Source organism: Arthrobacter sp. ISL-72 (genome assembly GCF_018613755.1).
GTDB lineage: Bacteria > Actinomycetota > Actinomycetes > Actinomycetales > Micrococcaceae > Arthrobacter.
Window position 1 is genome coordinate 166315 of record NZ_JAGGPP010000004.1, and the last position, 12802, is coordinate 179116.

At 66.7% G+C, this 12802-nt stretch carries 8 protein-coding genes; all 8 read right to left on the minus strand.

The annotated features are described in order from the left end of the window. Positions 1 to 16 precede the first annotated feature (16 nt). On the minus strand, positions 17 to 1102 hold the full coding sequence (locus tag J7I92_RS03705; RefSeq protein ID WP_214837495.1) for an inositol-3-phosphate synthase: 1086 nt from the start codon (positions 1100 to 1102) through the stop codon (positions 17 to 19). A gap of 169 nt (positions 1103 to 1271) precedes the next feature. Beyond that, entirely contained in the window at positions 1272 to 2309 is a 1038-nt protein-coding gene (gene mgrA, locus J7I92_RS03710) for an L-glyceraldehyde 3-phosphate reductase (RefSeq protein ID WP_214837498.1), read from the minus strand. A 135-nt stretch (positions 2310 to 2444) separates the two neighbouring features. Then, positions 2445 to 4199, minus strand: a complete 1755-nt coding sequence (gene treZ / locus J7I92_RS03715; RefSeq protein WP_214837502.1) for a malto-oligosyltrehalose trehalohydrolase — start codon at positions 4197 to 4199, stop codon at positions 2445 to 2447. After that, on the minus strand, positions 4196 to 6556 hold the full coding sequence (gene treY, locus J7I92_RS03720) for a malto-oligosyltrehalose synthase (RefSeq protein WP_214837505.1): 2361 nt from the start codon (positions 6554 to 6556) through the stop codon (positions 4196 to 4198). Before treY ends, treZ begins: the two co-directional genes overlap by 4 nt. Continuing rightward, positions 6553 to 8808: a glycogen debranching protein GlgX gene (glgX, locus tag J7I92_RS03725; RefSeq protein ID WP_214837507.1), complete on the minus strand. Its 2256-nt coding sequence runs from the start codon at positions 8806 to 8808 to the stop codon at positions 6553 to 6555. The genes treY and glgX overlap by 4 nt, the downstream gene beginning before the upstream one ends. A 90-nt stretch (positions 8809 to 8898) precedes the next feature. Beyond that, complete coding sequence (locus J7I92_RS03730) at positions 8899 to 10413, minus strand: NAD(P)H-hydrate epimerase (RefSeq protein ID WP_214837510.1); 1515 nt, start codon at positions 10411 to 10413, stop codon at positions 8899 to 8901. Between the two features lie 56 nt (positions 10414 to 10469). Further along, positions 10470 to 10817: a holo-ACP synthase gene (locus J7I92_RS03735; protein ID WP_214837513.1), complete on the minus strand. Its 348-nt coding sequence runs from the start codon at positions 10815 to 10817 to the stop codon at positions 10470 to 10472. A 5-nt stretch (positions 10818 to 10822) separates the two neighbouring features. Continuing rightward, positions 10823 to 12715 carry a glutamine--fructose-6-phosphate transaminase (isomerizing) gene (glmS, locus tag J7I92_RS03740; RefSeq protein ID WP_214837517.1) on the minus strand — a complete coding sequence of 631 codons (1893 nt, stop codon included), beginning with the start codon at positions 12713 to 12715 and terminating at the stop codon, positions 10823 to 10825. Positions 12716 to 12802: the final 87 nt, after the last annotated feature.

The following is a 12802-nucleotide window of genomic DNA, read 5'->3' on the forward strand; positions in this document are numbered from 1 at the left end:
GGAAATGAGAGACGGCTTAGCGCTCCAGGTCTCCGCGGATGAAGGCCTCAACCTTTTCACGGGCGAGGTCGTCGTTGAACTGCTCCGGCGGGGACTTCATGAAGTAGCTCGAGGCCGAGAGCAGCGGGCCGCCGATGCCGCGGTCCAGGCCGATCTTGGCGGCGCGGACAGCGTCGATGATCACGCCGGCGGAGTTGGGCGAGTCCCAGACCTCCAGCTTGTATTCGAGCGACACCGGGGCGTCGCCGAAGTTGCGGCCTTCGAGGCGGACGAAGGCCCACTTGCGGTCATCGAGCCACTGGACGTAGTCGGACGGGCCGATGTGGACGTCCTTGGCGGCCAGTTCGGCTTCGACGTTGGAGGTGACGGCCTGGGTCTTGGAGATCTTCTTGGACTCGAGGCGGTCGCGCTCGAGCATATTCTTGAAGTCCATGTTGCCGCCGACGTTGAGCTGGTATGTGCGGTCCAGGGTGACGCCGCGGTCTTCGAAGAGCTTGGCCATGACGCGGTGCGTGATGGTGGCGCCGATCTGGCTCTTGATGTCGTCGCCCACGATCGGCACGCCGGCGGCGGTGAACCTGTCCGCCCACTCCTTGGTGCCGGCGATGAACACCGGGAGGGCGTTGACGAAGGCCACGCCGGCGTCGATGGCGCACTGGGCGTAGAACTCTGCGGCTTCCTGCGATCCGACGGGCAGGTAGCAGACCATCACGTCGACCTTGGCGTCCTTCAGGGCCTGGACAACGTCGACCGGCTTTGCGGGGGACTGCTCGATGGTCTCGAGGTAGTACTTGCCGAGGCCGTCCAGGGTGTGGCCGCGCTGGACGGTGACACCGGTGGGCGGGACGTCGGCGATCTTGATGGTGTTGTTTTCGCTGGCCAGGATGGCGTCGGCCAGGTCAACGCCGACCTTTTTGCCGTCAACATCAAAGGCGGCGACAAACTGGACGTCACTCACATGGTACTTGCCGAACTCCACGTGCATCAGACCGGGAATCGTGGCCTTGGGGTCGGCATCCCGGTAGTAGTGGACACCCTGGACCAGGGAGGCGGCGCAGTTGCCCACGCCGACGATGGCAACACGAATCGGATTTGAAGACACGTAACTCCTTTGAGAACAAACTTCAGTGCCCGGCGCGGCCGCGCCGTGATGGGCGGCGGCTGATGGGCACGGCGCCATTGGGCGCCCTTTGCATTCTAACCAACACTGCCGGAGCCGGGAATGTTCCCGGCTCCGGCAAGCTGCCAGGGACCGTTCTGTTACGCGCCGGCTACTTCTGCACCCAGAGGTTGATGTCGGATTCGACGGCGAACTCGTCGATCGCGGTCAGTTCCTCTTCCGTGAAGGCCAGGTTGTTGATGGCGGCCAGGCTGTCCTCCAGCTGCCTGACGCTGGACGCGCCGATGAGGGCGGACGTGACCGGTGAACCCTTGGGCTGGTCACGGAGGATCCAGGCGATGGCCATCTGGGCGAGCGACTGCCCGCGGCCGGCGGCGATCTTGTTGAGTCCGCGGACCCGGTCCAGTTTGTCCTCGGTGAGTGCGGACTCGGACAGGAACCGCTCCTTGGCCGCACGGGAATCGGACGGGACGCCGTTCAGGTAGCGGTCTGTCAGCATGCCCTGCGCAAGCGGAGAGAACGCGATGGAACCGGCGCCCACCTCATCCAGCGCTTCATAAAGGTTGGGCGCCCCGTTCTCCGTCCAGCGGTTCAGCATGGAGTAGCTGGGCTGGTGGATCAGCAGCGGGGTGCCGAGTTCCTTAAGGATCCGGGCGGCCTCGAGGGTCTGTTCCGGGGTATAGGAGGAGATGCCCGCATACAGGGCCTTGCCCGAGCGCACGGCGTAATCCAGGGCGCCCATGGTTTCCTCCATGGGCGTTTCCGGGTCCGGGCGGTGGCTGTAGAAGATGTCCACGTAGTCCAGGCCCATGCGCTGCAGCGACTGGTCCAGGCTCGAGATCAGGTACTTGCGGGAACCCCACTCGCCGTACGGGCCGGGCCACATGTAGTAGCCGGCCTTGGTGGAGATGACCAGCTCGTCACGGTACGGCTTGAAGTCGTCCTGCAGGTGGCGGCCGAAGTTGGTTTCGGCGGAGCCGTCCGGCGGGCCATAGTTGTTGGCCAGGTCAAAGTGGTTGACGCCCAGGTCGAAGGCGCGGCGGAGGATGGCGCGCTGCTCGTCGAAGCGCTTGTCGTCGCCGAAGTTGTGCCAGAGGCCCAGGGAGATGGCCGGAAGCTTGAGTCCGCTGCGTCCGACGCGGCGGTAGGGCATGGATTCATAGCGGCTGTCCGCTGCCGAATAAGTCATACCTGTAATCCTGCCAGCTGTGACGCAGGCTACAGAGTTCTTTCCTGTTGTTACGCCGCGGGCTGACAAAACAGCCCGCGGCGCAGCACCCGCCACCAACAGGACAACCGCGGCAAACAGGGCAACCGCCTGCGGCTAACCCTTCAGGATGGCCGCACTCCAGGGCGCCAGCACCAGGGAGCTGCCGTCCGCCCGTGTTGCCTCATCGGTGGAGAGGAGCACGCTACCGTCGGCGGCCTCGAGCTTGACTGCCTGCTCCGAGAAGTTCAGTGCAACATGCACGTTTCCGCGCCGGAACCGCAGCCAGCCGTCCTCCTCGCTGTAGTCGACGGCGGTGTCCGTGAACCCCAGCCCCGCGAGTTCGGGGGTGGCACGGCGCAGCGCGGTCAGCGCACGGTAGAGGTCCAGGAGGCGGGCGTGGTGCCCCTCTGCGGACTCGGCCCAGTCCAGTTTTGAACGGCGGAACGTCTCCGGATCCTGGGGATCGGGCACGACGGCGGGATCCCACCCCATGCGCTCGAACTCCTTGATGCGGCCTTCCGCCGTCGCCTTGCCCAGCTCCGGCTCGGGGTGGGACGTGAAGAACTGCCAGGGGCTGGTGGCCCCGTATTCCTCGCCCATGAAAAGCATCGGCGTGAACGGGGACGTCAGCGTGAGGACGGCCGCCACCGCCAGCTGGCCGTAGGACAACGACTGGGAGAGCCTGTCGCCGGTGGCGCGGTTGCCGATCTGGTCGTGGTTCTGGCTGCACACCACCAGGGCGGCCGGGTGCACCAGCCCGGTGTTGATGGGCCGGCCGTGGTGCCGGCCGCGGAAGCTGGAGTAGCTGCCGTCGTGGAAGAACCCGTCGCGCAGGACCTTGGCCAGGGCGCCCAGCGAGTCAAAGTCGCTGTAGTACCCCTCGGTTTCGCCGCTGATGTTCACGTGCACGGCATGGTGGTAGTCGTCGCTCCATTGCCCGGCAAGGCCGTACCCGTTGACGTCCCGTGGGTACAGCAGGCGGGGGTTGTTGAGGTCGGACTCCGCAATCAGGGTGACCGGCCGGCCGGTTTCCGCGGACACGGCGTCGCCCAACGCCCCGAAATCCTCCAGGAGATGGACCGCCCGCTCGTCCTTGAACGCGTGCACGGCGTCGAGCCGCAGCCCGTCCACGTGGTAGTCCCGGAGCCACATGGCCGCGTTGTCGAGGATGAAGCGCCGGACCTCGTCGGATCCGGGGCCGTCAAGGTTGACGGAGTCGCCCCAGGTGTTCCCCTCCCCTGACTTCAGGTAGGGCCCGAACCGGGGAAGATAGTTCCCGCTGGGGCCGAGGTGGTTGTACACCACGTCCTGGATGACACCCAGGCCTGCACCGTGGGCCGCATCCACGAAGCGCTGGTACGCCGCCGGCCCGCCGTATCCTTCGTGGACCGTGTACCAGAGCACGCCGTCGTAGCCCCAGTTGTGGGTGCCGTTGAAGCCGTTAACAGGCAGCAGCTCGATGAAGTCGACGCCCAGGTCCTTGAGGTAGCCCAGCTTTCCGGCCGCGGCCTCCAGTGTTCCCTCCGGCGTGAACGTGCCGATGTGCAGCTCGTAGATGACGGCGCCCTTGAGTTCGCGCCCCTGCCAGTTCCCGTCCGCCCACTGATGGGCGGACGGATCAAAAGTGCGGGAGAGCGAATGCACGCCGGCTGGCTGGCGCCGGGACCGGGGGTCCGGCAGCGGAGTGGTGTCCGTGCCCGGCAGGTAGCCGTAGTCCACTTCGCCGTCCGAGGGGGCATCCGGGGCGGTCCACCAGCCCTCGCCGCGCTGGCTCATCGCGTACTCGGCGCCGCCGGCCACCAGGGTGATGGAACTGACGTCGGGTGCCCAGATGTCGAAGCGCTTGCTTCCTTTGGAGGAATGCGTCATCCGTGGTTCTCCGTTCGCTGGGAAGTGGCAGTGGTGGGAACGAGCAGTGCAACGGGATAGCGTGCCAGGACGTCGGCCACCGCTACGGGACCGGGCCCGAAGCTGCTGCCCGTCAATTCATCGGTCATCGCCGCCGGGAGCGTCACCGACGTGTCCTGCCAGCCGCCGGACTGTTCCAGCCGGCGCGGCAGCCGGGTCGCCAGGGTCACGGCGCCCGGGGACTCACCTGTTCTGCGGCTGAAGCCAACCAGGTGCGCCGCGGCCGGGCCGGTGGCGGCTATCGCGGTGTACCCGGTAAAGAGCTCGGGCCGGTCGCGCCGGAGCCGGAGCGCCCGCGAGGTGACCAGCAGCTTGGCGGTGTCGTCCCGGTACGACGCCGGGCGCTCACCGCCGTCGAGGTCGGCCAGCGCTTTTTGCCGGGCAGCAAAATCAACCGGCCGGCGGTTGTCCGGGTCGGTCAGCGAACGGTCCCAGAACTCGGTGCCCTGGTACACGTCCGGAACCCCGGGCATGGTCAGCTGCACCAGTTTCGCGGACAGCGCGTTCGCGGCACCATAGGGCTCCAGGAGTGCCACGAAGGACTTCAGTTCCGCCCGGACCTCAGGGTTGTCGAAGCAGGAGTCGACGGCGGCGGCCAGCTTCTGCTCGAACGCTTCGTTCGGGTCCAGCCAGTCGGTGGAGTTCCCGGCCTCGCGGGCTGCCTTGGTGGCGTACTGCTGCAGCCGTTCCCGGGAGGCGGGCCATGCTCCGGCGATGGCCTGCCAGAGGAGGCTGGCCAACGGCCCGTCAGGCAGCGGGGCCAGTTCCTGCAGCCTGGTCAGGACCTTGTCCCATTCCGCCACGAACTCCGAGATCACCGAAATCCTGGCACGGGTGTCCTCGCTGCGCTTGGTGTCGTGCGTGCTGAGGGTGGTCATAGACAGCGGCAGTTCGGCTTGCCTGCGCATCATCCGGTGGTGGAACTCGGAAGGGTCGACGGCGAACTCGGTGGGGTCGGCGCCCACCTCGGTCAGGGTGCCCAGGCGGGTGTAGCGGAAGAAGGCCGTGTCCTCCACGCCCTTGGCCATCACCATGCCGGAGGTCTGCTGGAACCGCTGCGCCAGCAGCGACCCGGCGTCCAGGAGCAGGGGCTGCAGGAGGTCCACCGCCGGCGCCAGGTCCGGACGGTTACTTGCTGCCAGCGCACAGGCTTCCTTCAGCACTTCCTCCCCGTGCGGGAGGTAGGTCCGGTAGACCGGGAAGGCGGCGATGATTTCGGACAGCGCGTCCGCGGCCAGTTCGCCATCCAACCCCGTCCCGGCGGGGCCCGTTCCGGCCGGAATCAGCCGGGTCAGCCGCAGAATCTCCGAGTGCAGGATGCCGTCGGTGATGCGGCGCTTGGTTCCGCGGATCATCTCCGCGTAGTCGGCGGGTTCGCCGCCGCGAAGCCTGCCATCGAGCTGGTCGAGTGCCTGCTGCGCCTCGGGATCCACGAAGAGCCGGTCCACGTCCGCCAGTGCGTCGTAGCCGGTGGTTCCTTCGCATTCGAAGGATGCCGGAAGTTCCTCGCCCGGCTCCAGGATCTTCTCGATCAGCAGGTAGCTGCCGCCGGTCGCGCCGCGCAGGCGCCGGAGGTAGCCTTCCGGGTCGGCCAGCCCGTCCGGGTGGTCGATCCGGAGCCCGTCCGCCAGCCCTTCCCGGAACCAGCGGACCACTTCCTCGTGCGCCTCGCCGAACACCCGCGGGACTTCCACGCGCACGCCGGCCAGCGTGTTGACCGCGAAAAAGCGGCGGTAGTTCAGCTCGTTGTCGGCGCGGCGCCAGCCCACCAGTTCGTAGTTCTGGCGGGCGTGGACCTCGCGGGGGTCATCCCCTTCGGTGTAGCTGCCGTCCGCCAGCGGGAACCGGTGGTCGTAGTAGCGGAGTTCGCCGTCGCGGATTTCCAGTTTGTCGAGGTCGTCGTCGCTGCCCAGCACGGGGAGGCGGATCCGTCCGCCGGCGAAGTCCCAGTCGACGTCGAACGCCTCGGCGTAACGGGACTGCTTGCCTTCCTTGAGGAGGGACCACCACCAGGGGTTCTGGTACGGCGAGGCCACTCCCACGTGGTTCGGCACGATGTCCACGAGCACGCCCATGCCGGCGTCGCGGGCGGCGCGGGACACGGCTTCGAGGCCCTCCGGGCCGCCCCGGTCCGAGTCAACAGTGGACGGGTCGGTAACGTCGTAGCCGTGGTCCGAGCCCTTCTCCGCCGTCAGGATCGGGGACAGGTAGATCCAGTCCACGCCCAGCGACTTCAGGTAGGGCACTGTGGCGGCAGCATCCTGGAGCGTGAAGGAGGGGCGGATCTGGAGCCGGTACGTGGAGATGGGAGTCTTCATGAATCAGCCTTTCCCCTCGACCTGACCTTCCTAATCTGCGCCGGTTCCGCGACTGTCGGCGTGGTCAGTGCCGCGGTGTCGCTGGTGCTGGTCTGCGACAGTGCCGCGAGGGATGCTGCCACGGAGTGGTCCGGCTCGGTCTCCGGGACGCTGTGGGCACGAAGGACCACCAGGGACTTCGCGTCAACGGGCAGGACTCCGCCGGCTTCCACCGGTTCGGTGTCGGCGTTGTGTCCCGCGGTGTCGATGATGATGTCCCAGGCGGGAGCGTATTCGTCGGACGGCAGGGTGAACTTCACTTCGTCGTCGTGCGCGTTGAAGTAGAGCACGAAGTTGACGTCGGAGATCCGGCGGCCGCGTTCGTCGCGGCCGCGGATCCCGTCGCCGTTGAGGAACATGCCCACCGACCGGCCGAAGGCGCTGTCCCAGTCCTCCGGCTTCATGGTGGAGCCGTCAACGTCCAGCCATTCGATGTCCGGAAGCCGTTCGCCCTCGCCGCGCAGGACCGGCCTGCCATCGAAGAAGCGGCTGCGCCGGAAGGTGGGATGCTTGTGCCGCAGGGCGTTCACGGCGGCGGTGAATTCCACCAGCGGCTGATCGACGCTGTCCCAGTTGATCCAGGTCAGTTCCGAGTCCTGGCAGTAGCCGTTGTTGTTGCCCAGCTGGGTGCGGCCCAGTTCGTCGCCGTGAAGCAGCATGGGCACGCCCTGCGAGAGCAGCAGCGAGGCAATGAAGTTGCGTTGCTGCCGCGCCCGCAGTGCCAGGACCTTGGCATCATCGGTGGGGCCTTCGGCGCCGCAGTTCCAGGAGCGGTTGTGCGATTCGCCGTCGTTGTTGCCCTCGCCGTTGGCATCGTTGTGCTTCTCGTTGTAGGACACCAGGTCGGACAGGGTGAAGCCGTCGTGGGCGGTGACGAAGTTGATGGAGGCCACCGGGCGGCGGCCGGAGTGCTCATACAGGTCGGCGGAACCGGTGATCCGGGAGGCGAACTCGCCCAGGGTTGCCGGTTCGCCTCGCCAGAAATCGCGGACGGTGTCGCGGTATTTGCCGTTCCATTCCGTCCACTGCGGCGGGAAGTTGCCCACCTGGTAGCCGCCGGGACCAACGTCCCACGGCTCGGCGATCAGCTTGACCTGCGAGACCACCGGGTCCTGCTGGATCAGTTCGAAGAAGGTGGACAGCTTGTCCACGTCATAGAACTCGCGGGCCAGGGTGGAGGCGAGGTCGAACCGGAACCCGTCCACGTGCATCTCGGTGACCCAGTAGCGCAGGGAATCCATGAGGAGCTGCAGGGAGTGCGGGTGCCGGACGTTGAGCGAGTTGCCGGTGCCCGTGTAGTCCATGTAGTGCTTCTCGTCGCCGTCCATGAGCCGGTAGTAGGCGGCGTTGTCGATGCCCTTGAAGGACAGCGTGGGGCCCAGGTGGTTGCCTTCGGCGGTGTGGTTGTACACGACGTCGAGGATTACCTCGATGCCGGCCTGGTGCAGCGAGCGGACCATGGCCTTGAAGTCCTGGACTTGCTGGCCCGTATCACCGGTGGAGCTGTAGGTGTTGTGCGGGGCAAAGAAGCCGATGGTGTTGTAGCCCCAGTAGTTGCTCAGCCCTTTGTCCTGCAGGATGCCGTCGTTGACGAACTGGTGCACCGGCATGAGCTCGATGGCGGTGACGCCGAGCTTCTTCAGGTGTTCGACGACGGAGGGGTGCGCCACACCGGCGTAGGTGCCGCGCTGGTCCTCCGGAACCTCGGGGTGCAGCTGGGTGAGGCCCTTGACGTGGGCCTCGTAGATCACGGACTTGTGGTAGGGGATGCGCGGGTTATGGTCGCCCTCCCAGTCGAAGAACGGGTTGATCACTACGCCCATCATCATGTGCGGCGCCGAGTCTGCGTCGTTGCGGGAATCGGGGTCGCCCATGTTGTAGGAGAACAGCGCCGGGTCCCAGTCGATCTGGCCGTGCACGGCCTTCGCGTACGGGTCCAGCAGCAGCTTGTTCGGGTTGAACCGGTTCCCGGAGTCGGGGTCGTAGGGACCATGGACCCGGTACCCGTATTTCTGCCCCGGCTGGATGTGGGGAAGGTAGCAGTGCCATACGTAGCCGTCTACTTCAAGGAGCTCGATCCGGGTCTCCTTGAGGTCTTCATCGAAGAGGCACAGTTCCACCTTGTCGGCCTTTTCGCTGAACAGCGCAAAGTTCGTGCCAGTGCCGTTAAAGGTGGCTCCCAGCGGGTATGCCGATCCGGGCCAGACTTCCATGTGTACTCCTCGTGCGTGACAAATAAATCTCTAGATAGACTACTAGTAAGTAGGATTACTATTACGGTTCGTGCAGCTTGCGCCAAATCGTTACAGCGTCCGCATCACCTCAGGCAGGTGCGTTGCGATGGCGCCGGCAGTGACTGGACCGCCGGCTGCGGCAAGGGTGCCGGCACGGCCGTGGAGGCTGGCCGCCATGGCGCCGATGGCCGCCCAGCGCTGGTCCGCGGAGATCCCGCAGGCATCAAATCTTTCCTCGTCGTCCGAGCGCTGGGCCAGGAGGGAGCCGAGCGCCCCCGCCAGCACATCCCCGCTCCCTGCGGTGGCCATCCAGGGGGTGGCTTCGGCCTGGCTGAAGACGGGGCCCGACGGCGCGGCCACCACGGTGGTGGCGCCCTTGAGCAGTACCGTGGCTCCGGTTCGTTCGGCCGCCTGGCGCACGGCATCCAGTGTGGCGCCCTCGACGCCCTGCCGTCCCAGGTCAATCCCGTAGCGCTGCAGCGCGTGCGCCAGTTCACCGGCGTGCGGCGTCAGCACCACGTGCGGTGCGAGGATGTCCGGTAGCGCCGGCAGCGCACCGGCGTCGGCCGCCACGGGCAGTCCCGTCTCCACGGCGTCACGTACCCGCTGGAGCTGTTCGTCGTCGCCGTCGGCGATCCCTGATCCCACCAGCCAGGCCTGGACGTGGGCGTCGGCCACGTTGTCCGGTCCGCAGACCACCTCCGGGCACGCCTGCCGGACCAGCCGGGTGGCTTCCGGCGGCCCGAGGTAGCGGACCATTCCGGCGCCGGCGGCCAGGGCGCCGCGGCAGGCCAGGACTGCGGCCCCCGGGTACTGCTGTGACCCGGCCACAATGCCCAGGACGCCGCGGGAGTACTTGTGCGAGCGGCGCGCCGGCGGGGGCAGAAGCCGGGCAAGGTCCGCTGTTTCAAGGCGCCGCAGCACCGGCGACGGCAGTTGGTCTCCAATGCCGATGGGGATGATCAGCACGCGTCCGGCGTGGTCCGCACCGGGGTCGGCGAGCAGGCCGGCTTTCGCACCGCCGAACGTCACGGTGATGTCCGCGGGCAGGACGGGGTCATAGGCTTCCCCGGTATCGGCGTTAACGCCGCTGGGGATGTCGCAGGCCACGACCAACCCGCGAAGTGAAGTCCGGAGCTTCTCAACGAGGGACGCCGATGGTCCGCGGAGTCCGCCCTGCGCGCCGGTCCCCAGCACGGCGTCAATGACGACGTCGGCACTTGCGGCTGCCGCTGCCAGCTCAGCTGCGTTGTGGTCAGTGAGGGTCCTGGCGCGGCCGCCGGCTCGTTCGAAGGCAGCGAGGCCCTCGGGGTGGGCGTCCACGGCGGTGAGCACCGCCGTCGTACGCATTCCGCGGGCCGCCAGCAGCGCGCCGGCGAACAGCCCGTCTCCCCCATTGTTGCCCTTGCCCGCCAGGACGGCAACGCTGGCGCCGTAGGGCCGGATCCCGCGCGCGGCGAGTTCCCGGACCACGGCGTTGGCCAGCCCGTAGGAGGCCCGCTGCATGAGAACAGCGCCCCCACCGGAATCTAGAAGTGGCTTTTCGGCGTCACGAATCTGGGTTCCGGTGTAGGCGCTGATCATCGGTTCAGTCCAATCGGTGCTGGGTCCGCTACGGGCTGTCAGGTGGAGCTTCCGCGCTACCCTTCCGCGAGGACGGTCGCCGTGGCGATTCCGCCGTCGTGGCTCATCGACAGGTGCCAGCGCTTGACGCCCTTGGACTCGGCCACGGCCAGGACCGTGCCCTTGACCTGGATGGTGGGGCCGTTCTGGTCCAGGCCGATCCAGCAGTCCTGCCAGTTCATGCCGGCGGGCGCCCCGAGGACCTTGGCCACCGCTTCCTTGGCCGCAAAACGCGCGGCCAAGGAGCGCGTGTTCAGCTCACGCTCGGCAGGAACGAACAGCCTGTCCCGGAGGCCGGGGGTCCGCTCCAGCTGCCGGCCGAACCGGTCAATGTCTACGACGTCTACGCCAATGCCAACAATCATGCGGCTTATTCTACGGTGACGCTCTTGGCCAGGTTGCGTGGCTGGTCCACGTCGTATCCCTTGGCCGTGGCGAGTTCGAGGGCGAAGATCTGCAGCGGCACGGTGGCCAGCAGGGGCGCCAGGAGGGTGGGTGTCTCGGGGATGTAGAAGACGTGCTCGGCGTACGCCTTGACCGCTTCGTCCCCTTCTTCGGCGATCACGATGGTCTTCGCGCCGCGGGCCCGGACTTCCTGGATGTTGGAGACCACCTTGGCGTGCAGCGAGTTCCGGCCGCGCGGGGAGGGGACCACCACGAACACGGGCTGGCCTTCCTCGATCAGCGCGATGGGGCCGTGCTTCAGCTCACCGGCGGCAAAGCCTTCGGCGTGGATGTATGCCAGTTCCTTGAGCTTGAGCGCGCCTTCCATGGCCACCGGGAAGCCGACGTGGCGGCCCAGGAACAGCACGGACTTGGAGCCGGCCATGGAACGGGCGAGTTCCTTGATCTGGTCCTCGTGGTCCAGGATCTGCTGGATCTTGGCCGGGATCTTGCCGAGGTCGGCCAGGATGTCCTTGATCTCGCCCTGGAACTTGTTCCCGCGCAGCTGTGCCAAATACAGGCCCAGCAGGTACGCGGCGGTGATCTGCGCCAGGAACGCCTTGGTGGACGCCACGGCGATTTCCGGCCCGGCGTGCGTGTACAGCACGGCATCGGATTCACGCGGGATGGTGGAGCCGTTGGTATTGCAGATGGACAGGGTCTTGGCGCCCTGTTCCTTGGCGTACCGGACGGCCATCAGGGTGTCCATGGTTTCACCGGACTGCGAGATGGACACCACCAGGGTGTTCTCGTCCACGATCGGGTCGCGGTAGCGGAACTCGTGGGACAGCTCCACCTCCGTGGCGATCCGGCACCAGTGCTCGATGGCGTACTTGGCGACCTGCCCCGCGTAGGCGGAGGTTCCGCAGGCGAGCACGATGATTTTCGTGATGCCCTTCAGGTGCTCCGGGTCGATGCGCATTTCGTTGAGAGTGAGCTTGCCGTCCAGGTCCGAGCGGCCCAGCAGCGTCTTGGCCACGGCGTCCGGCTGGTCGTGGATTTCCTTCTCCATGAAGGACGGGAAGCCGCCCTTCTCTGCAGAGGACGGGTCCCAGTCCACGTGGTATTCCTTGCCCGCGGCCGGGGCTCCGAAGAAGTCCGTGATTTCCATCGTGTCAGCCGTGATGGTGACGATCTGGTCCTGGCCCAGTTCCACCGCGCGGCGGGTGTACTCAATGAAACCGGAGACGTCCGAGCCGAGGAAGTTCTCCCCTTCGCCCAGGCCCACCACGAGCGGCGAGTTGCGCCGGGCGGCCACGACGACGTCGGGCTGGTCCGCGTGCACGGCCAGAAGGGTGAAGGCGCCTTCGAGGCGCTGGCAGGCAAGCTGCATGGCCCTGGCCAGGCCGCCGTTGGAGGCATCACCGTTCAGCTTGTTCCGGAAGATGTCGCCGATGAGGGCGGCCGCCACTTCGGTGTCGGTCTCGGAGGTGAACGTGGTGCCGCTCTGCTGCAGTTCCAGCTTGAGCTCGGCGAAGTTTTCAATGATGCCGTTGTGGATCAGGGCCAGCTTGCCGCCGTCGGACAGGTGCGGGTGCGCGTTCTGGTCCGTGGGCCCGCCGTGCGTGGCCCAGCGGGTGTGGCCGATTCCGGTGACGGAATCAGGCAGGGGTTTGTCCTCGAGTTCAGCGAGCAGGTTGCTCAGTTTTCCGGACTTCTTCCGGGACGAAATAAATCCGTCCGAGACCACGGCAACGCCCGCCGAGTCATACCCCCGGTACTCCAGGCGGCGAAGCCCCTCCAGGACAACGCTCAACGCGTTGTGCCCACCATTTACCTGGCCCGATGAATGGCCTACGTATCCTACGATTCCACACATAGGACCAAGCTTATATGGCCGGCCGCTGCTGGACAGTCGGACCCGACGTCCTCGAAGGGTCGCGGCGCGTCCGTTTCGTTGATTCCG